Annotated in this window: 20 protein-coding genes and 6 tRNA genes; 1 reads left to right on the forward strand and 25 read right to left on the reverse strand. The window is 43.9% G+C overall.

Going from position 1 to position 21587, the window contains the following annotated elements; translation table 11 throughout:
• Positions 1–10: 10 nt before the first annotated feature.
• Entirely contained in the window at positions 11–2314 is a 2304-nt protein-coding gene (topA, locus tag CU053_RS00205) for a type I DNA topoisomerase (RefSeq protein ID WP_100551424.1), read from the forward strand.
• Between the two features lie 309 nt (positions 2315–2623).
• Here topA and CU053_RS00210 read toward each other — a convergent pair whose 3' ends face one another.
• The 25 genes from CU053_RS00210 to CU053_RS00330 form a co-directional block, all read right to left on the reverse strand.
• Entirely contained in the window at positions 2624–3298 is a 675-nt protein-coding gene (locus CU053_RS00210; RefSeq protein WP_100551423.1) for a pyrimidine 5'-nucleotidase, read from the reverse strand.
• Positions 3299–3466: 168 nt separating this feature from the next.
• Complete coding sequence (locus CU053_RS00215) at positions 3467–4312, reverse strand: Rpn family recombination-promoting nuclease/putative transposase (protein ID WP_158106875.1); 846 nt, start codon at positions 4310–4312, stop codon at positions 3467–3469.
• A gap of 670 nt (positions 4313–4982) precedes the next feature.
• Positions 4983–5129, reverse strand: a complete 147-nt coding sequence (locus tag CU053_RS00220; RefSeq protein WP_158106876.1) for a hypothetical protein — start codon at positions 5127–5129, stop codon at positions 4983–4985.
• A gap of 25 nt (positions 5130–5154) precedes the next feature.
• On the reverse strand, positions 5155–6597 hold the full coding sequence (gene nuoN / locus CU053_RS00225) for an NADH-quinone oxidoreductase subunit NuoN (protein WP_233263289.1): 1443 nt from the start codon (positions 6595–6597) through the stop codon (positions 5155–5157).
• Between the two features lie 6 nt (positions 6598–6603).
• Positions 6604–8217: a complex I subunit 4 family protein gene (locus CU053_RS00230; protein ID WP_100551421.1), complete on the reverse strand. Its 1614-nt coding sequence runs from the start codon at positions 8215–8217 to the stop codon at positions 6604–6606.
• 26 nt (positions 8218–8243) lie between these two features.
• Positions 8244–10253 (reverse strand): NADH-quinone oxidoreductase subunit L, encoded by a 2010-nt coding sequence (gene nuoL / locus CU053_RS00235; RefSeq protein ID WP_100551420.1) that lies wholly within the window; start codon positions 10251–10253, stop codon positions 8244–8246.
• Between the two features lie 4 nt (positions 10254–10257).
• The gene (gene nuoK / locus CU053_RS00240) at positions 10258–10575 is read right to left on the reverse strand and encodes an NADH-quinone oxidoreductase subunit NuoK (protein ID WP_100551419.1); all 318 of its coding nucleotides are present in this window, start codon (positions 10573–10575) and stop codon (positions 10258–10260) included.
• Positions 10572–11198: an NADH-quinone oxidoreductase subunit J gene (locus tag CU053_RS00245; protein ID WP_100551418.1), complete on the reverse strand. Its 627-nt coding sequence runs from the start codon at positions 11196–11198 to the stop codon at positions 10572–10574. Before CU053_RS00245 ends, nuoK begins: the two co-directional genes overlap by 4 nt.
• A gap of 6 nt (positions 11199–11204) precedes the next feature.
• The gene (gene nuoI, locus CU053_RS00250; protein WP_100551417.1) at positions 11205–11696 is read right to left on the reverse strand and encodes an NADH-quinone oxidoreductase subunit NuoI; all 492 of its coding nucleotides are present in this window, start codon (positions 11694–11696) and stop codon (positions 11205–11207) included.
• 11 nt (positions 11697–11707) lie between these two features.
• Positions 11708–12721 (reverse strand): NADH-quinone oxidoreductase subunit NuoH, encoded by a 1014-nt coding sequence (gene nuoH, locus CU053_RS00255; protein ID WP_100551416.1) that lies wholly within the window; start codon positions 12719–12721, stop codon positions 11708–11710.
• Positions 12718–15120 (reverse strand): NADH-quinone oxidoreductase subunit NuoG, encoded by a 2403-nt coding sequence (gene nuoG, locus CU053_RS00260; protein WP_158106877.1) that lies wholly within the window; start codon positions 15118–15120, stop codon positions 12718–12720. Before nuoG ends, nuoH begins: the two co-directional genes overlap by 4 nt.
• 263 nt (positions 15121–15383) lie before the next feature.
• Entirely contained in the window at positions 15384–16652 is a 1269-nt protein-coding gene (gene nuoF, locus CU053_RS00265) for an NADH-quinone oxidoreductase subunit NuoF (RefSeq protein WP_100551414.1), read from the reverse strand.
• 3 nt (positions 16653–16655) lie between these two features.
• On the reverse strand, positions 16656–17147 hold the full coding sequence (locus CU053_RS00270; protein WP_100551413.1) for an NADH-quinone oxidoreductase subunit NuoE family protein: 492 nt from the start codon (positions 17145–17147) through the stop codon (positions 16656–16658).
• Positions 17148–17162: 15 nt separating this feature from the next.
• Entirely contained in the window at positions 17163–18416 is a 1254-nt protein-coding gene (locus tag CU053_RS00275; protein ID WP_100551412.1) for an NADH-quinone oxidoreductase subunit D, read from the reverse strand.
• An 11-nt stretch (positions 18417–18427) separates the two neighbouring features.
• Positions 18428–19096, reverse strand: a complete 669-nt coding sequence (locus tag CU053_RS00280; RefSeq protein ID WP_100551411.1) for an NADH-quinone oxidoreductase subunit C — start codon at positions 19094–19096, stop codon at positions 18428–18430.
• A gap of 2 nt (positions 19097–19098) precedes the next feature.
• Positions 19099–19584, reverse strand: coding sequence for a NuoB/complex I 20 kDa subunit family protein (locus tag CU053_RS00285; protein WP_100551410.1), 486 nt, complete (start codon positions 19582–19584; stop codon positions 19099–19101).
• The gene (gene ndhC, locus CU053_RS00290) at positions 19575–19970 is read right to left on the reverse strand and encodes an NADH-quinone oxidoreductase subunit A (protein WP_199244167.1); all 396 of its coding nucleotides are present in this window, start codon (positions 19968–19970) and stop codon (positions 19575–19577) included. The genes CU053_RS00285 and ndhC overlap by 10 nt, the downstream gene beginning before the upstream one ends.
• 21 nt (positions 19971–19991) lie before the next feature.
• Positions 19992–20077: transfer RNA gene (locus CU053_RS00295), tRNA-Leu, on the reverse strand.
• Positions 20078–20090: 13 nt separating this feature from the next.
• A complete protein-coding gene (gene secG, locus CU053_RS00300) occupies positions 20091–20573 on the reverse strand; it encodes a preprotein translocase subunit SecG (protein WP_233263290.1) in 483 nt (160 codons plus the stop codon).
• Positions 20574–20653: 80 nt separating this feature from the next.
• Entirely contained in the window at positions 20654–20806 is a 153-nt protein-coding gene (locus tag CU053_RS00305; RefSeq protein ID WP_158106878.1) for a triose-phosphate isomerase, read from the reverse strand.
• A gap of 96 nt (positions 20807–20902) precedes the next feature.
• Positions 20903–20985: transfer RNA gene (locus tag CU053_RS00310), tRNA-Leu, on the reverse strand.
• Between the two features lie 6 nt (positions 20986–20991).
• Positions 20992–21067 (reverse strand) — tRNA-His (locus CU053_RS00315).
• Positions 21068–21238: 171 nt separating this feature from the next.
• Positions 21239–21315, reverse strand: a tRNA-Arg gene (locus CU053_RS00320).
• Between the two features lie 30 nt (positions 21316–21345).
• Positions 21346–21422 (reverse strand) — tRNA-Pro (locus CU053_RS00325).
• A gap of 12 nt (positions 21423–21434) precedes the next feature.
• A tRNA-Phe gene (locus CU053_RS00330) sits at positions 21435–21510 on the reverse strand.
• Positions 21511–21587 lie beyond the last annotated feature (77 nt).

Consider the following 21587-nt stretch of genomic DNA (forward strand, 5'->3'; position numbering starts at 1 on the left):
GAAAAATATTATGGCGAAAAACCTTGTTATTGTGGAATCTCCTGCAAAATCCAAGACAATACAAAAATATTTAGGTAATGATTTTGAAATTCTTGCATCTTACGGTCATGTTCGTGATCTGGAGCCCAAGGAGACATCGGTGGATGTCGATGATCATTTTAAAATGAAATATCAGCTGATTGAACGCAACAAGCGTCATATTGATGCTATCAAAAAATCAGCAAAATCGGCTCAGGAAATTTATCTGGCAACAGATCCAGATCGCGAAGGGGAGGCGATTTCCTGGCATATTTATGAGCTTTTAAACGAGGCAAACCTCCTTAAGGATAAAACGGTTCATCGCATTGCTTTTAATGAAATCACCAAGTCAGCAGTTAATGCCGCAGTAGCTAATCCACGCGAACTTGCGATGGACCTAGTCAACGCCCAACAAGCAAGGCGAGCACTCGATTTTCTTGTGGGCTTTAAGCTTTCGCCACTTTTATGGAAAAAAGTGCGCCGCGGACTTTCAGCCGGGCGTGTGCAAAGTCCTGCTCTTAGAATGATCGTTGAACGTGAGCTTGAGATAGAGGCATTTGAATCCAAAGAATATTGGAGTGTCACGGCAGAGCTTAAAAAACACAAGAAATTTATGGCTAAGCTTGTGCAGTTTAATCAGCAAAAGTGCGAACAATTTAGCTTCACCAATGAAGTGGATGCCCAAAATGCCTTGAGTCTTATTAAGAAAGATGCCAATGGCGAGCTCATCGTCAATGCCATTGAAAAGAAGCAAAAGAAACGCAATCCACTGCCTCCTTTTATCACATCAACGTTACAGCAAGATGCTGTGCGAAAGCTTGGATTTACCACCAAAAAAGCCATGATGTTAGCTCAACAGCTGTATGAAGGTATTGAGTTAGGAAGTGAGGGTGCCGTGGGTTTAATTACTTACATGCGTACTGATTCAACTAATCTATCGCAGGAAGCGCTTACTGAACTTCGCACTTTCATTGTCAAAGAATATGGTCAGGACCATCTGCCAAGCAGCGCACGCATTTATAAAACCAAAAACCAAAATGCCCAGGAAGCACACGAAGCCATTCGCCCTACCTCAGCTTGGCGCAAACCTGAAGATGTCCGGGCTTTTTTATCTAATGAGCAATTTAAGCTCTATGATCTGATCTGGAAGCGTACGATTGCCTGCCAGATGATTCACGCCTTAATGGACACCGTTGCCATTGATTTTGTCACTCAGAATGAGGCGCATATCTTCAAGGCCACAGGATCGGTTATCGCAAGTCCCGGATTTTTAGCCGTCTATCAAGAAGCAAAGGACGAAGATGATGCTGGTGATGATAGTGAAGGGCTTATTTTACCCGAGTTTAACCAGGGTGAGAGAGTGCCTGTGGTTGATATTATTGGTAAGCAGCATTTTACCGAACCCCCACCGCGTTACACCGAAGCTTCACTGGTTAAGGCACTGGAAGAATACGGCATTGGGCGTCCATCAACTTATGCCACGATTATCTCCACGCTACAGCAACGTGATTATGCGATTTTAGAGAAAAAACGCTTTAGTCCAACCGATGTTGGACGTATCGTTAATAGCTTTCTCACCGATTATTTTCACCGTTATGTTGAATATACTTTTACGGCAAAACTCGAAGATGAACTCGATAACATTGCTGAGGGTAAAATCGAATGGATCCCCGTGCTTGAAAAATTCTGGCAGCCATTTATCCAGCAGGTCACAGAGATTGATGCTACGGTGAAAAAGAGTGATGTCACGCATGAAGAAATGAATGAGGACTGCCCTGAATGCGGGCATAAGCTTTCCATTCGCCTTGGTCGCACAGGACGCTTTATCGGTTGTACCAATTACCCTGCGTGCACTTACACGCGTGCAATCGTCAAGGATAATGAGGAACCCGTTGAAAAAGAAGCACCTGAAATTGTACCAGATCGCAAATGCCCTGAGTGCGCGTCAGATCTACTCATTAAACAGGGAAGATATGGCAAGTTTATTGGTTGTTCAAGTTATCCCAAATGCAAGCATATGGAACCACTGGAGAAGCCAAAGGATTTAGGAATTCAATGTCCTAAATGCAAAAAGAATAATTTTGTCGAAAAGAAATCACGCAAAGGCAAAGTGTTCTACACCTGCGCAGGCTTCCCCAAATGCAAAAACTCATTTTGGTATCCTCCCATTGAAGAACAATGCCCTAAGTGCCACTCCCCCATTCTATTGCACAAAACAACTAAAAAAGATGGTGAACAAAAGGTCTGCCCGAATGAAGCGTGTGACTATTCTGTCAGTCTCTCACTCCCTGGCTGATGTAAAACCGTAGATTTTCCCCTCGTGACTTGCCATTCAATCCAGGGTGAATTATGCGCTAATGGCACTAAGTTAAGCAATAACTACCGCGCCTCGCAGAGGCTCGGCACCCCTTCACAAGTGAAGGGGAATTTTCTGAAAGCGCACCGCCTAATTCCCCTTCGTTAGCGAAGGGGGCGAAGCCCGTCTTGGAGAGCATAAACTGCTTTATGCTCTCAAGGCTGAGCGCTGTAAGCTCTGCGCGCAGCTGGAGGACAATGCGAAGCGGACGGGCTAGTCCTAAAAACAGCTTAACTTAGTGCCATTAAGTTATGCGCGCTTCTCTAAGAATTCCCCTTTTAAAAAGCTTGACACATCCTCAACAAAATAATCGATTTCTGGGTGAGCAATAAAGCGTGCGTGTGCGGTGTCATCGGCATTTACCAACACAGTTGTCATGCCCATTTGTTTTGCGGGGATAAGATTATGCGATGAGTCTTCAAAGAACACCGCCTGCCTTGGATCTATGCTCAAACGATCAAAACAATACTGGTAGGCTTCTGGATTGGGTTTTGGTACCAACCCAGTGCACTCTAGTGTGACGACATCGTGGATGATTTTATCCAGCGTAAGCTTAGACATGACTCGATTTGCATGATAAAGCGAGCCATTGGTAAAAATCGACAAATGCTTGCCTTTAAGCTTAAGCTCACTGAGCAAACCCAGAAGCTCATCATTAAGCTGCAAACGTTCCAAGGGCACATTATCAACCACCGCCAAAAATTCATACGGATCGACCCCATGATGATGCATTAAACCGTGCATGGTCGTGCCAAAGCTGTGATAATATTCTTCGCGTAAAAATTCCGCTTCTTTTCTTGTCACCTTGAGTTTTTCAACGATAAAGTCAGACATATTACTTAATTGCAGGTCAAAAAACGTGGAACTCGCCGAATAAAGCGTATTATCCAAATCAAAAACAAAGTGTTTAAAGTTCAAGTTCATAAAATAGCATCTTATTTGATTATGCCCCTAGATTAGAGGGTTTAGCCATTATTTAAAAGCGCTTTTATCTGTACATGCAGAAAAAATTTGCAGGATGTGCTGTTTGAAGCATCACTTTTCTTGAGATCTTGGCACGGGCTTGCTGGCTGGTGAAAGCACATTAAGACCTTATTTCAATTGTTTAAGCTCGCCCACACTTAAGCCAGTTGCTGCGGATATTTGCTCATCCGTAAGACCCAATTGTTTTAAATTCTTCGCTACCTCAAATTTGCCCTTGACAATTCCTTCCGCTCTAGCCTCTGCTTTGGCAATCTCCATATTATTCACATAAGCATAATGCTCATCCTCGATTTTCTCATATGCCAAAAGTTCTTCTTCTGTCCAGTTAAATGACTTCATTTCATCTAAGGCTTCGTGAATCGTTACCTCTTGCATAAGGTGACTGGGGAAATGCTCGCCTTCTTCGGCATGTTTGAAAAAGTAAATCCATTTATCCAGAATGCTGGTGAGCTCATCCGCGGACTTATGGAATTTGTCCAGCTCGATAAAGGTATAACTAAAATCTTTAAGATAATTCTTATGGGTGGTTTGCTCAAGCATCACATGATAGGAAATATAGTGATTATGTTCTGGCAGAATGGTTTTGTTACAGATCGCGAGGAAAACCACTTCTTTCAAATCTTTATACTCGAGCTTTTTGACACGCTGCCCAATATAGGCACGTGAGGCATAGTACTGTGCGCGCTTGAGATACTCCAGAGTCGAAACCACCTGCATTTCGATGATAAATTTGTTGCCATTTTGATCCTGGCACATCACATCGACGATGCTTATGCGCTGTTCATGCACCTCAGGCAAGTAAATGGTGGGCAGAAACTCTACGCTTTCAATGCGGCTCGCGCGAGCCAGCACGTCATTTAAAAAATGAATCAGGATGCCCTTGTTTTTCTCGGTGCCAAATAAGCGCCTAAAGGCAATATCGTTCTTAGGATCTAAATATTTCTGGATGGGCATGATCAACTACCTTGGTTAAAACTGTGCGGATTATAACATTACCCGATTGCCATGCAATTCCCCATCTTTAAGATACCTTTAGGCTGGTGGCTCTTCATAACTGTCAAACCACTCATCAAGATCAGAGTCTTTCTGTGACATGGTTTTATATTCAGCTGCAAAATCAATACTCCAAACTCAGCAAGAGCTTCCCGCAACCGTTATTGCGCTGCTTTTGCAAAGCCTGGCAGTTGTCAAACTATCAATAGTTTCGATATGCCCGCGATAAATTACTTTCGGCAGTTTCTTTTTTCCCGAAAAAAGAAACCAAAAAGCTTGTCCTACAAGCTTTTTAACGCCAGTAAAATGGAATTTTTGCAAACTCGTGCATATCACTCAAACATACAAAAATCTACTCCATTTTCCTTGGCTAAAAACTTTAATGGGCAAGTAAGCTACCCATCCCTCAGAACCTGGTGTAACCATAAGCCTCAGATGCTCTGTGCGCATGGAAAGTTTTAGGCGCTTTGGGTGCAAGAAGGTTTTTAACTGTTTGAGTGAAACGAGTTTTAACCTGACCACTTTCAAGTGGTCAGGTTAAAAACCGCGCCCAAATCACCGTTTAAAAACTTTCTGCGCTGGATTTCTCACCCCTCTGCCATACGCAGAGGTTATAGCATTAAATACCAGGCTAGGCTGCTGCAATGTCGGTATTACTTAAGGATAGCTGGACAACACAAAACGCCTTTGAGAGGCTTGAGTCGTGTGACGGGAAACTCTCGTGCACGGTTCTTAGGAAAGTGATCGCCAGCAATGACCATTGCTTATCATTTTCCAAGCACATCTCGCCCTCTTCTAGACGGCTAAAACAACCCATAAACAGGGACAATAAGAGCTACCAACAGTGTAGGGAATAGACCAAGAAGTAGAATAAGACCTGCGTTAATGCTCAGACCAAACAGCGTCACTTTGTTGGCATAGACTGGGGTTTGGTTTTTGGGCGGATCAAAGTACATCGATTTGATTACGCGCAAATAGTAGTAACAGGCAATCGCGGACATGACCAAAGCATAAATCGCCAGACCAATATTGTCTGTATCAACTAAGCCCATAATAACAAATAGTTTGGCGGTAAACCCTGATAATGGCGGGATTCCTGCCATCGAAAACATCACGATCAACATCAGAAAAGCAACCCATGGGTTGCGACGATTAAGACCTGCAAAATCCGCCAAATGTTCAACCTCATTACCCTTGACGCTTAACACGATCAGCACACCAAAAGCCGCAGCCGAGGTAAGCACATAGATCACGATGTAGAATAATGCGGTAGAAACAGCAAAAGCATCTGGCTTCAGCACCAGTGCCAATAGTACAAAACCAATATGGGAAATCGTTGAATAGCCCAGCATCCGTTTGACATTTTTCTGCGCTAACGCCAGTAAATTACCTAAGAAAATCGAAAGAACTGCCAGCACCGTCAATACTTTCGTCCACGCAAACACTTGAGCTGGCATGCCAATCATTAAAATATTTACCAACATTGCAAAGGCTGCCACTTTGGGTACTGAGGCTAAAAATGCCGTCACTGCATTTGGTGATCCCTCATACACATCAGGCACCCACATATGAAATGGTACAGCTCCTAGTTTAAAGGTGGCGGTGGCAATCATCAGCACCATTGCAATAAGCACAATTTTTGAATGCACTTCATCAGGTGTTGCTAAAAATTTACCAATCTCTGAAAGATCCAGACTGCCTGTCACCCCATAAATAAACGACATGCCATAAAGAAGGAGACCTGACGCAATCGCCCCTAATACAAAGTACTTGATCGCAGCTTCCGCACCTATGGCAAAGCCTCGACGAATTGCCAAAAGCGCATATAGAGGCAAAGATAAAAGCTCTAAGCCAATGTAGATGGTGAGTAGACTATGTGCTGAAGTCAATACTATCGCGCCTAAGATAGACAACAGGGCTAACACATAAAACTCACCTTGCGGCAACTGCCTATCCTCGATGTATTCCTTACAATATATAAAGACAAAAAATGCCACAAGAACGATAACTTCCTGCAAAACAAAGGTTAATTCATTCGATAAGGTTTGCCCTTCAAAACCGACATGGACGTGCGTGAGCAGCGATTTCAATAAGATCCAGGCAGCAATGATCAAAGAAATCTGCGTCAAGATATAGGCGATATTCTTAATTTTCTTACCCAGGAATAAATCTGCAAGCATTACAACCAATGCTGCAGCACCCAAAGTGATTTCAGGAAATATCGTTGAAATATTCATTAATATCATTTGTCGTTACCCTATTGCCACGGCATGTGCCGCCTGTATGATGTGTGTTGAGGCCGCTGAAGATAATTGTAAAATTAGTTCTGGATAAACCCCAAACCAGATCGTTGGAATCGCCAATAACACTAACACAAAAACTTCCAGTCCTGCAATGTCCTTTAAATTGGCAACCTGAGTTGTCACAATTTTACCGAAAAATACACGCTTATACATCCAAAGGGTATAGGCTGGAGCAATAATCATTGTCAGCCCGGCAATTAAGGCTACCCAAATCGAATATTTAAACACGGCTAAAATAATCAGGAACTCCCCGACAAAACCACTGGTTCCTGGTAAGCCTACATTTGCCAAGCAGAACAACATGAAAAAGCTTGCAAAGACTGGCATGGATCGTGCCACTCCTTGAAAATCCGCGATATTGCGTGTGTGCATTCTCAGATATAAATAGCCACAACCGATAAACATACCACCCGCTGAAAACGCATGAGCTATCATCTGAAACATTGCACCCTGAATCGCAAGCTGTGCATCTGCCATTCCCAACACAGGATCTGGATTATGCTCTACCAATAAAAAAATCGAAAACATTGCCAAGGTTACCAATCCCATATGTGAGATGGATGAGTAGGCAATCAGACGTTTAAAGTCAGTTTGGGCGATAGCAACAATGCCAACATAGACGATGGCAATAAGCGATATACCGATTAAAAACCAGTCTAACAACGCGGTAATGCTTGGAATCAATGGCAATACAAAGCGCAGGAAACCATAAGCACCAAGTTTAAGCATCAATGCCGCAAGAACCACCGAACCCCCAGCAGGCGCTTCAGAGTGCGCATCTGGCAACCAGGAATGCAATGGCCACATCGGGATTTTCACCGCAAAGGCTAAGAAAAATGCGCCAAATAAAAGCCACTGAGCCGTTAAGGTAACATTCACTAACTGCCCCATATTGTTGACTTGTGTCGCCCAGAAAATAAAGTTCTGAATTGAGAAAGTCCCGCTGTCAACCAAACTGCTACCAGGCAATGCCGCGACTTGCTGTTGAATATACAAAAAAGCGAGAAGCAGAAAAATTGAGCCTGAAAAAGTGTACAGGAAATATTTAATCGCCGCATAGGCTTTTTGCTTGCCTCCCCAGATACCGATACCTAAGGTTGTCGGAATCAGTAACGCTTCCCAGAAAATATAAAAGAGCATTGTATCCTGTGCCATAAATACCGCATTGGTGAGTCCTGTGGTAATCAGGAAGATCGCCATATATTGTCTTAATCTCACTGTGATACTACGCCATGCAGCAAGGATGATCACGATGTTGGTAAAACTTGTTAAGATAATGAATAAAACGGAAAAACCATCCACACCTAAGTAATAATATACGGCATCATTATTAGCAAACAAGCTAAACCAGCGCACACGTTCGACAAACTGCATGCTGGCACTGGTTGGGTCAAACCCAAGGTATAAAGGTATGCAAAGGAGCAGAGTTAAAACGGCAACGGCTAATGCGCTCCAGCGCGCAGCTTCCTTTTTGCCATCAGGAGACTTGGCAGCCAACACGATAAGACCACCAATAATCGGCACCCATATTAACAAACTCAATAAGTAGTTGGTTATAAACATAATATTAATCTTCCTTTAAACCCGCCTCAATTCACCCAAAAGATGAGCCATGTGATCAGCGCCACCACACCAATAAGCATTACCAATGCGTAATCAAATAAATAACCGCGTTGCATGCGCGTCATCTTTCTTCCTGCAAAATAAATCAAGTCCGCACTACCTTGAACTGCGGTCTTATCAATCATAAAGATATCAACCACAATCCATAAGAACTTACTCAACAAAATGACACCCTTGACAAAAATCAAATTATAAAGCCCATCGATGAAATATTTTTTCACTAGGATGTAGTGCAGAATTCCAACGCCTGAACGCACATTAGCCAACGTTTTGGGGATGCTTGGGATAAGCACATAAAAAATATAAGCCAGAATCAATGCGCCAATTGCCAACCAAAACGGCACGGTCTGTACCGAATGCGCAATGTAATCCCATGGCGTTTTTGTTGCAGCTTCTTGTGCCAGGCTTGCAACAATCGTCATATTGCCTAAAGCAGGTTGGGAATATTGCGCAATTGTGTTACCAAAGAAACCGTTAGCATTAGCCAAATTTGGCGTTAATGCTGATTCAAAAAATAACATTCCCGCAAATATTGATGGAATCGCCAATAGAATCAGCGGCAGCAAAATAGTCCATGGAGATTCTTTAGTATGCGTTTTCGTATGCGTATCCATTCTTGGTTGACCGTGAAAGGTCATAAAAATCATTCTAAAGATGTAGAATGAGGTCACAAAAGCACAGGCCAATACAAGATAATAGGCAAATTCATGCCCGGGCAGGGTAGTTTCTGCAACGGCTTCAATGATTAAATCCTTGGAGAAAAAACCTGAAAATGGGGGTATTGCCGCCAGTGCCCAACCACCAATAATCATACAGATATAGGTAATCGGCATGTATTTTCTTAAGCCACCCATCTTGCGCATATCCTGTTCATGGTGGAGGGCTACGATGACTGAGCCTGCCGCCAGAAATAGAAGCGCCTTAAACATCGCGTGCGTCATTAAATGGAACATGCCAATTGAGAATCCTGACGCCCCTTGTGCCACCATCATATAACCCAATTGCGATAGGGTACAATAAGCGATCACACGTTTAATATCCATCTGGACAATCGCGACAAGCCCCATAAACAAACAGGTGATCGCCCCAATAATCATCACAAAACTAAGTGCTGCTGCTGAATGCACAAACATCGGAGATAAGCGCGCCACCATAAACACCCCAGCAGTTACCATGGTCGCCGCGTGAATCAAGGCGGATATGGGAGTTGGACCTTCCATTGAACCTTCTAGCCAGGTATGTAATGGAAACTGTGCCGATTTACCCATCGCCCCAATAAACAATAAGACACACATCAAGGTAATCGGACTAAACTCCATACCTAAAAAGGAGATCATCCGAGTGTTATCCAGATTAGTCACCTCTGTAAATACAGTACTGTAATCCATCGAATTGCAATAATAAATTACCGCGGCAATACCCAACAAAAATCCAAGATCACCAACGCGATTCACAATAAAAGCACGTAAACTCGCCTCATTGGCAGAATCTTTGTCAAAGTAAAACCCGATCAATAAATAGGAAAAAAGTCCAACGCCCTCCCAGCCAAAGAATAACAATAGGAAGTTATTGCCCATAATGAGGCATAGCATCGCAAAAGTAAAGCCAGAAATATAGGCAAAAAAGCGCGCATAACCTGCCTCACCCTTCATGTATCCAATGGAATAGATATGCACAAGAGCCGATACAAAGGTCACGATCAACATCATAAATACAGACAACTTATCAACGGTGAAGCTCACTTTCATACCTAAGCTTGGGAATAATGCCCAGTTAAAGTAAGTCGCCGTATAAACTTCATTATTCAGATATACGCCTAGTGCCAATACCAGACTTAATACGAAGGATAAAATGACAAGACCTGTGGTAATACAACTAACACCTGTCAATTGCACTTTTTTCGAGAAAAATCCCGCTACAATCGAGCCAAGGGCAGGAGCTAGGATAAGCATCGCAATAATAAAATCAATTCCCATCGTCTTAGCCTTTTAGTGTATTAAGTTGACTGACATCGATTGTTTTACGTGTCCTAAAAAGTACGACAACAATCGCAAGCCCTATTGCCGCTTCAGCCGCAGCTACTGTTAAAATAAAGAACACAAATACATCGCCTGTGCTTTGCGCAAGCATACTCGAAAAGGCGATAAAGTTAGTATTAACTGCAAGTAGCATGAGTTCAATGGACATCAGTAAAATCAGCAAGTTACGACGATTAATGATAATACCAGCAATGCTCAATGAAAAAATAATCGCACTGAAAATTAAATAATGAGTAACAGGTATGGGAATACTAGTCATTTAGGCTCTCCCTGATCAGATTTCTGTTGTGCTTCTTTTGCGCTTTTTTCTACTTTCATTTTAACCATGCTCAAGCGATCTTTGGCTTGCGTTTTAATCTGTACGCTTGGATTAATCGATTTATTGCCTGGCTTTTTACCACGAAAGGTCAGCGTGATTGCTGCCACCATTGCTGCCAACAGAATCATGCCCGCAAGCTCAAAGGCATAAAGATATTTATTTGAAAACATCTCAGCTCCCAGACTCTCAACTGTGCCTAAGCCTCCTGTCATCGTTTTATCTGCAAACGTATGACTCACAACGATTGAAATCAATAATGCAAGGCAAGCACACAGTAAAATGACGATCGGCCAGTAAAGCACCCATTTTTTCTGTTTGATGACAATATTGATATCCAGCATCATCACCACAAACAGGAACATCACCAATACCGCACCGACATAAACCACGATCAAAAGTAGTGCCAGGTACTCCTGTTGCATCGTCAGCCATACGCCCGCGGCTGCAAAGAAAGTAAAAACTTTCGCGATAACGGCGCGCACTGGATTTTTGGCACTGATGACCAACAGCGCCCCTAAAACAGTCAGCCCTGCAAATACATAAAAGATAATATTAACACTCATCTGTTCCTACCTAAATGCCTTATCTGCTTCACGATCCTGGGCAATTTCTTTTTCATATTTATCCCCTATTGCCAGGAGTTTTGCCTTGGTCAAAATATTTTCACCACGATTTTCAAAATGATATTCAAACACGCGTGTCTCAACGATCGAATCCACAGGACATGACTCCTCACAAAAGCCACAAAAGATGCACTTAAACAAATCAATTTCATATTTTGTTGTGCGCCTTGAGCCATCTTCGCGTGGTTCAGCTTCAATGGTAATTGCGAGCGCGGGGCACACCACCTCACACAATTTGCAGGCAATGCAGCGCTCCTCACCATTTTCATAGCGTCTTAAAGCATGCAGACCGCGAAACCTGCCTGATTGCGGGGTCTTCTCATCTGGATATTGTACCGTTACTTTACGGGTAAAAAAGTGCTTCCCCGTAATCTTAAGACCCTTTAGCAGCTCCCATAGCAAAAAGGTCTGACAATAGCGTTTGATCGCTTTAAACATTAATAAATCTCCTACCACCAAGGACCTAAGCCAAGTTTAACCATGAAAGCCACAAAAATAACCCATACTAATGTCACTGGAATAAATATTTTCCAGCCCAAACGCATTAACTGATCGTAACGGTATCTTGGGAAAGTAGCGCGAATCCACAAATACATAAACATGAAGATACCCGTCTTTAAAAACAGCCAAATCATTCCAGGGACAAAACTAAAGAATTGATCTAATACGGGGATGCCATCAAATGGAGACATCCAGCCACCTAAGAAAAACACGGCTGTTAATAGACTGATCAAGATCATATTGGCATATTCCGCCAAAAAGAATAAAGCAAAGCGCGCACCTGAATACTCAACATGGTGTCCTGCGATAATCTCAGACTCGCCTTCAATCACATCAAAGGGCGCGCGTCCAGTTTCTGCAACACCCGCGATAAAATAAATAATAAACAGAGGGAATAATGGGATAAAGTACCAGTGCCAGATACCGCCTTGTTGCGTTTCAATAATTGTACTGAGATTAAGTGAGCCTGCGGCAATCAACACCCCAATAATCGCAAACCCCATCGCTAACTCATATGACACCACCTGAGCTGCTGCGCGCAACGCGCCAAACATTGCATACTTAGAGTTTGACGCCCAACCGGCAATAATCACCCCGTAAACAGCAATGGACGTCATAGCCAAAATATACAAAACACCTGCGTTTATATCAGCAAGTGCCAGTCCCTTTCCAAATGGGACTACTGCCCAGGCGGCATAAGCAGGCGCAAATGCCAGCATTGGTGCAATAAAAAATAAGTAACGGTTTGACTTCGTAGGGACGATGATTTCTTTTAGGAGCAGTTTCACCGCATCAACAATCGGTTGCAAAAGACCAAACGAGCCCACGCGATTCGGACCCACTCTATCCTGCATATAGCCAATGACTTTACGCTCCGCATAGGTATAGTACGCTACGACTAGAATCAAAGGAACGACAATCAACAAGACCTTAAGGACAATCCATATAATATCTAAAATCATGCGCTCACCACCTCTGTTTTAACTGGCGTGATTGTAACATTTGCCCACTTAGTGCGACAAGGAGACATAAGTTGAAATGGCACAATAATCGTATTTGCCGCTAAACCTTCCTCAATGAGGACACCAAGCTCAACCGATTCACCATCTATCGACACTATGGCTCTCGTCGATGATTGCAGTGACTTTTGCTGTGCAAACTTCGTTGAGATCCGCAAAGCTCGATAATAAGCAGCATCTTTGGTTGTTTGTAACGGCTTCCCACGCCTTAAGGTATCAAAGGTGCTATACATAGAAATGGCAGGTAGCACCGTATAGCCCTCCTGAAGCTCTGGCAAAGCATTGCTTAGTAAGTTATCAGGGTTAATTTGGGGCATGACTTTTTCAATTGCGGCATATTCCTGATAAATCTCATCAAGCGATTGATAGCTAAAGCCATCAAGTGCCAGCAAGTTTGCTAATACACGCAATACTTTCCATAATGGCTTACTTGCTTCATAGGGTGGAATAACCGCCTTAAAGCGTTGTGTTTGTCCCACAATATTAATAAATGAGCCATCTTCTTCAAAGTGTGTGCAAATGGGCAATATGATATCGGCATATTCGCGCATCGCATCGGTTGCGTAAGCAGAAAATACCGCAACAATGTCAATCGCCTTGAGTGCTTCCAGCGTTTTCCGTCCATCGATATAATCCAACTCGGGTTCAATCCCGAAAGTTAATAGCAGTTTTGTGTTGGCACTTAAAATTGACGAAGCAGACATTCCTGATTGCAGATTTTCAAGACCTCCAGGCAAATACTCTGAAGCTGCTCCAGTCAGTAGAGCACCCCTGGCATTGGCACCAAAGCTAAGCACCCCACCTTTTGCATGAAGCAGTTGTTTTAATTCGCTAAATAACGCACAAATTCCGGCAAAATCTTTATTCAAAATCGCATCAAATCCCAAAATAAGTACAGGATTTTCTCTGGAAATCAACTCTGCTGCCAACGCCTCAATCTCAGGCAAGCTTTCCACGCTATCGATCACTTTCTTAACTTGTGTCGATTGAATAGGCGTGGCAATTTTTTGAGATACCGCCTTTACCAGGTTTGCCAGCGCATAAATAAGCTCATTCGCTTCGATTTGCATCGTTTCAACATCATAGTTGAAATCATAGTACTGACTATTTAACGCAAATACCCTGGAACCCTTTTTGAACGCCGTATGAACGCGATGATTAATCAAGGGAATCTCTTTACGCAGGTAGCTGCCAACGAGTAAGACCGCATCAGCATTTTCAATTTCATCCAGGAGGCAATCAAAACCAACTCCAGTATGCAGTGAAGTTTTATGCGCCCCTTGTTTTAAGCGCGTATCAATATTATTTGAACCAATTTGGCGTATCAGTTTTTGCAGTAAGTAAAGCGATTCTGTCGTTGCCGACTCAGAGGCAAGGGCTGCAATGCTATTTACCCCATCCTGTGCCTTGGTCTCTTCAATCGCGACTTTAATAAAATCTAGGGCTTCTTCCCAAGACACTTCAACCCAACGATCATTCTTCTTGATCATGGGCTCAGTTAGGCGATCCTCACTATAAACGCCGGTATAATAAAAACGGTCTTTATCGGCAAGCCATGTCTCATTAACTGCTTCATTTTCTTTGGGCACAACGCGCATCAGCTGGTTACGTCTGACATGCGCATAGATATTTGCCCCCACCGCATCAGCCGCTGAAATCGTTGGATATTGCTGCAACTCCCAGGCACGAGCCTGGAATCTAAAGGGCTTCGAGGTCAGAGCCCCAACGGGACACAGATCAATAATATTACCTGAAAGCTCTGAATTAACGGTTTTTGCCACATAGGTGCTAATTTGGGTGTGGTCTCCGCGCCCCATGGCGCCAAGCTCCTTATCGCCACTGATTTCTTCACCAAAGCGGACACAACGCGTGCACTGAATACAGCGCGTCATGTCAGTGGCAATCAATGAACCTAAACTTGGATCATCAAATACGCGCTTTGTTTCGTGGTACTTGGAAACGTCATCTCCATAACCTATTGCAATATCTTGCAACTCGCACTCGCCACCTTGATCGCAAATAGGACAATCCAGTGGGTGATTAATGAGTAAGAATTCCATAACTTTCTTTTGATAAGAAATAGTTGTTGGTGATTTGGTAAAGACCTTCATGCCATCCATAATGGGGGTGGCACACGCAGGAGACGGTTTTCTTGCCCCTTCGACTTCAACCAGGCACATTCTGCAATTGGCTGCCACTGAGAGTTTTTTATGATAACAAAAGCGGGGAATATAAATGCCATGCCTATCCGCCACCTCAATGATCATCTCACCAGGACTCACCGCATATGACTGCCCATTGATTTCAATACTCAATTGTTTCGTTACTTGTTTTTCTGACACGGGAGTCACCCTTTATCAATTATGTTTGTTCAATTTACCTGCGGTGACCATATTTCCGCCCACTCTATGGTGCTGAGCACCGATGCGCTTTAAAAAACACCCCGCCTTGCAAGCCTGACCACTTTAGAGTGGTCAGGCAAGCTCGGCACCCCTCTTGAAAAGAGGGGAATATCCACCGAAGCTACCGCCTAATTCCCCTCTTTTCAAGAGGGGTGGCAGCCGCAGGCTGACGGGGTGTTTAAAATTACTAGAACTCTACTATCTTAAACACCAACGGTATGCTTATCTGCAATCATACGTTCAAACTCATGTCTGAACTTTTTAATATAACTTTGCACAGGCCATGCCGCGGCATCCCCCAAACCACAAATCGTATTTCCTTCAATATTCGAGGCGACACGCGTGAGATTATCGATATCCTTGAGATTACCTTCACCATGCAAAATACGATCCAGAGTTCTTGCCAACCATCCAGTACCCTCTCTGCAAGGTGTGCACTGTCCACAGGATTCTTCATAATAAAATTCAGCCAGGCGTGCCAACAGTTCAACCATGCACGTGTCTTCGTCTAAGACAACAACCGCACCTGAACCAAGCATTGATCCTGCCTGCCCAATCGCTTCATAGTCCATGGTGAGATTCATCATCTCATCTCCCGTGAGAATTTTACATGAACTGCCACCTGGAATCACCGCCTTGATTTTTTTGCCACCACGCACGCCTCCTGCCATCGCTAGTAAATCCTTAAACGGCGTGCCTAAACCAATTTCAAACACCCCAGGAGAATTCACATGTCCTGAGACGCAGAACAATTTAGTTCCACCACTTTTCTCGGTACCCAGTTTCTGAAACCACTCACCGCCACGCTCTAAAATCGGCGGCACAGAAGCGTAAGTTTCAGTGTTATTAATATTGGTGGGGCAATCATATAAGCCCTTACTTGCAGGAAAAGGGGGTTTAAATCTTGGCAATCCTTTTTTCCCTTCCAATGAGTTGAGTAATGCTGTTTCCTCACCACAAATATAAGCACCAGCTCCAATCGAGCAGTATAAGTTGAAATCAACCCCTGAACTACGCAAATTAAAACCAATGAGTCCCATGGCGCGCGCCTCATTGAGTGCTGCTTCAAAGCGTGCTATCGGCTCATAAAACTCGCCGCGAATATAGTTGTAACCTACTGTTGAGCCCGTCACATAGCCCGCAATCGCCATGCCTTCAATGAGTTGATGTGGGTTGTTACGTAGAATCTCACGATCCTTGCAAGTCCCTGGCTCCCCCTCATCGGAATTACACACGACATATTTTTGTCCAGGAACATTTCGTGGCATAAAGCTCCACTTAAGCCCTGTCGGAAATCCCGCTCCCCCGCGCCCACGAAGACCCGATTTTTTTAGTTCCGCAATAATGACTTCAGGCGGAATTTTCTCATCTAAAATTTTTTTCCAATACGAGTATCCACCAACAGATTCATAGGACTTTAGCGACCATGGTCGTTCAAGATGCAAGGTTCTAAAACAAACTTCATTCGCCATCTATTACTCCAAAGAATCAATAATTTGGTCAACTTTTGCAATGCTTAGATTTTCATAAAAAACCTTATCCACTTCGAGCATCGGCGCGCCACAACACGCTCCTTGGCATTCAACCGATCTTAAGGTAATGCGACCATCAGCCGTTGTTTCGCCCGCTTTAATCCGAAGTCGATTCTCGATGTGAGTCATGATTTTCTTAGCACCGTTTAACATACACGATAAATTTGTACACACGTTAAGCTTATGCCTGCCAACCTCATGCAAATCATACATGCTATAAAAAGTTGCCACCTCATAAACCGAAGCTTGCGGCACTTCTAAATACTGCGCGAGCTTTTCCATCAACTCTTCGCTCAAATACCCATTATTATAATCTTGCAATACATGCAAGCCTGGAATAATAACTGACCTCTTCTGGTTGACTGGGTAGCGCTTTTCCCAGTTCTCCAGGAGTTCTGTGATATGCGCGGGGAAAATTTCTTTTTTATTTAACATAGACAAACCCTAAACTTATCTATCTACATCGCCAAACACGATGTCTTGTGTGGCAATAATCGCTGGCACATCTGATAACATATGACCGCTTAACATTTCATTCATCGAGCTTAAATGCGTAAACCCAGGCGCTCTGATTTTCAGGCGATAGGGTTTATTGGCGCCATCTGACACCAAATAAATGCCAAACTCACCTTTTGGATGTTCAGTCCCTACATAAACCTCGCCTTCTGGGACGCAATAGCCCTCAGAAAACAGTTTAAAATGGTGGATTAACGCCTCCATGCTATTCTTCATCTCATCACGCCTGGGAGGTGTGACTTTATGATTTGGCGCCATAATCGGACCTTCATTGCTGCGTAACCACTCAACACATTGGCGAATAATCTTATTCGACTCGCGCATTTCAGCCATTCGCACCAGGTAGCGATCATAGCAATCACCCTTGCTACCCACAGGAATATCAAACTCCACCTCATCATAAACATCATAAGGCTGTTTTTTGCGCAGATCCCAGGCAACGCCCGAGGCTCTTAACATGGGACCACCAAAGCCCAGCGCCTTGGCACGCTCTTTCGTAACCACGCCAATACCGACTGTGCGCTGTTTCCAGATTCTGTTATTTGTCAATAAGTTCTCATATTCATCAATGCACTTTGGAAAGCGCTCGGTGAAATCCCATATAAAGTCCAAGAGCGAACCTTGACGGTTTTTATTAATTGCTTTTAACTTGCTTTTGGAAGTAAAACGCGATTTCTCATATTTTGGCATCTGCAAAGGCAGATCACGCGCAACACCACCTGGACGGAAATAGGTCGCGTGCATTCTAGCACCCGACACGGCTTCATAGCAGTCAAATAGATCTTCACGCTCACGAAATGCGTATAAGAACATCGTCATCGCGCCCAAATCCAGGCTATTTGCCGCGGTCCATAACAGATGATTGAGAATGCGGGTAATTTCAGCGAACATTACCCTGATATATTGCGCACGCTTTGGCACTTCAACTTGCAAAAGTTTTTCAATCGCAAGTACATACGCGTGCTCATTACACATCATCGACACATAATCCAAACGATCCATATAGCCGATGCTTTGATTAAATGGCTTAGATTCCGCAAGCTTTTCCGTACCTCTATGTAAGAGCCCAACATGCGGATCAGCGCGAACAACTACCTCACCATCTAACTCCAATACCAGACGCAATACCCCATGAGCTGCCGGGTGCACAGGTCCAAAGTTCATCGTATAGTTTTTAAATTCAGCCATAGTATTCTCAATTACTCTTCATCTAAGTAACGGTTATCTTGACGAATAACCTTTGGAGTAGTCACCCGTGGATCAATTTCTACTGGTTCGTAAACCACGCGCTTTTGTGCTTCATCATAACGCATCTCAACATATCCACTTTGCGGGAAATCTTTTCTAAACGGATGCCCCACAAAACCATAATCCGTGAGAATTCGGCGCAAATCAGGGTGACCCACAAAAATAAAGCCAAACATATCAAAGGCTTCACGCTCATTCCAATTGGCTGAAGGCCAGATATCGACAACACTTGGCAGCATTAAATCATATTCATCTAAAAAGACTTTGACGCGTAGACGAATATTAAGCGCCACACTCAGTAAGTGATAAACTACAGCAAAACGCTTCTTACCCTTGTTTGGCTCTTTATGTAACAGTTCGCCATTGACAACACCACGCGAAAACCCCGTGCTCGTCGCACTTTGTGTTTTCCACTCATCTTCGCCGTAACTCAAATAATCTATACCAGAAACATCAACAAGCTGCTCAAACTTAAATACACCTTTCAATCGAGTCATCACCCTGACTAAGTTTTGCTTATCAAGCTCAACCGTGAATTCACCGTAGGCAAAGGTAGCCGATAAGAAATAGTCCTTAAGATCATTCGTTAAATCATCAATAAATTCTTGCGTTAAGGACATCGCTATTTCCTCGCAATCGTATTAGTACGCTTGATTTTGTTTTGTAGCTGAATAATTCCATAGATAAGTGCCTCAGCCGTGGGCGGACAACCTGGAACATAGACATCCACAGGCAGAATGCGATCACACCCCCTAACCACTGAATAGGAGTAATGATAATAACCGCCACCATTGGCACAGGAGCCCATAGAGATAACCCATTTAGGATCGGGCATTTGATCATAAACTTTACGTAGTGCTGGTGCCATTTTATTGCACAAGGTTCCTGCCACAATCAATACATCTGATTGACGCGGACTGGGGCGAAAAACGATCCCAAAGCGATCCAGATCATAGCGCGCAGCGCCCGCGTGCATCATCTCAACCGCACAACATGCCAAACCGAAAGTTACTGGCCACAAAGAACCCGTGCGTACCCAGTTTACCAGGGAGTCGGCACTGGCAGTAATAAAGCCTTTATGGTTATTAATGCCTTCTTCTACTCCCATTCCAGTGCTCCCTTTTTCCACTCATAGATAAATCCAATCAAGAGAATAAATAAGAAGATCATCATTGCAACAAATGCTGCCCACGAAATACCGCTGCCGCCACTATCGCGCACGAGCACGCCCCAGGGGATCATAAAAGCCACCTCAAGATCAAAGACTAAAAACAAAATGGCGACTAGATAAAAACGCACATCAAACTTGATGCGCGCATCTTCAAACTCCGCAAAACCACATTCAAATGGCGCATTTTTCTCAGGATTCGGTTTGTTCACTCCGACGATAATCGAAAGGATTTTGCCCCCAACCGCCATGGCTAATGCGATTACAACTGCGACGATTAAAAAAACGAGAATCGGCAGAAACTGATGATACACACTATATTGCAACATGCTTAGATCCTTTATTTTTGGTGCCAAAGGCGGGACTCGAACCCGCACGAGTGATACTCACCACCCCCTCAAGATGGCGTGTCTACCAATTCCACCACTTTGGCAAAATAAACTTTTTTATTTTGTTGACGCAGGCGCCACTTCACCTTTATCAACCGCTGGCTTCTTCGTTTTATCTGCAGTAGCAGATTCTTTACCAGTTCGCTCTTTAGCCGCAGGTGCTTGCAGTAGCTGGCTCATTGGCAATGTGCTTGTGCCACTTTCTGCTTTTTTATCTGTGGCTTTTGCTTGATCAATTAAAGCTTGTTGTGCTGCTTGCTGCTTTTGATAGTCGGCTTGTGATACACCGCTTGATGCTTGAGTCCCTGCGCCCTTGTTTGCATTTTGCTTGCCAATATAGCTCAAACTTATGCTTGTAACAAAGAAAACAGCGACCAAAAAAGCGGTAAATTTAAACATAAATGGCGCAGCTCCGCGGCTGCCAAAAACCGTCTGAGAAGCCCCTGATCCAAAAGATGCGCCCATCGTCGCGCCCTTGCCCTGTTGCAATAGAACTAATCCCACGATTAGTATTGCCACAACAATATGTACAGTTATCACTAACGCTAGCATTTTACTTGTTTTGCCTATTTTACCTGTTTAACACTTTCAGAGGTACTCACTGAAAGAGAAGCACCTCTTTAACCCCCATCCACATCAGCCAGGTTTAACAGCTTATTGGCATTGGACGGTTCAAGGCTGCCACCATATATAATTTTGACGTCTTTAGCAAGTGGTTCATGGAGGTTTAACAGTAAAAAAACGCACCTTGAACTCTGCTCAGACTGCTTCATAGAAGGTTTCTTGCAAAGGAGGAATGCTCCATAGTTAGCTTCAATATAAACCAATGAAGACCAAGAGATGATTTGAGGCGTTATAAGATGATTATTTGGTGCGGACGGGGAGACTCGAACTCCCACGGTTACCCGCTGGAACCTAAATCCAGTGCGTCTACCAATTTCGCCACGTCCGCAAAGACTGGGGTGAACGATGGGACTTGAACCCACGACAACCGGAATCACAATCCGGGGCTCTACCAACTGAGCTACGCCCACCATAAATTGTAATAAACAGCTCAGTTGCCAGAGCTGCTTTTTCTAAACTCGGCTCCTGCCTCGCTAAGAAAACCGGTGCTGCGCTATCCGTGCTCCGCCCGTTCGGTCCAAAACTGTTTCACAGTTTTTAAACGACCTCACCCAACTGAGCTACGCCCACCATAAACTTAATGGTACGCCCGGCAGGATTCGAACCTGCTACCCTCGGCTTAGAAGGCCGATGCTCTATCCAGATGAGCTACGGGCGCATTTTTTCTATCCGCCATTGATGGTAACCATGGTCGGAGCAGAGGGATTCGAACCCCCGACCCTCTGGTCCCAAACCAGATGCGCTACCAAACTGCGCTATGCTCCGAATATTCCACGATGGTGGCCAGAGGCAGAATCGAACTGCCGACACGAGGATTTTCAGTCCTCTGCTCTACCGACTGAGCTATCTGGCCAATGCCGCATATTAAATCGGATTTAGCAAACTCGGTCAAGCACTTTTTCAAAGAATTTGCCGCCACCCATAAACAGG

It is taken from the genome of Caedibacter taeniospiralis (genome assembly GCF_002803295.2).
In the GTDB taxonomy this organism is placed as follows: domain Bacteria; phylum Pseudomonadota; class Gammaproteobacteria; order Francisellales; family Francisellaceae; genus Caedibacter; species Caedibacter taeniospiralis.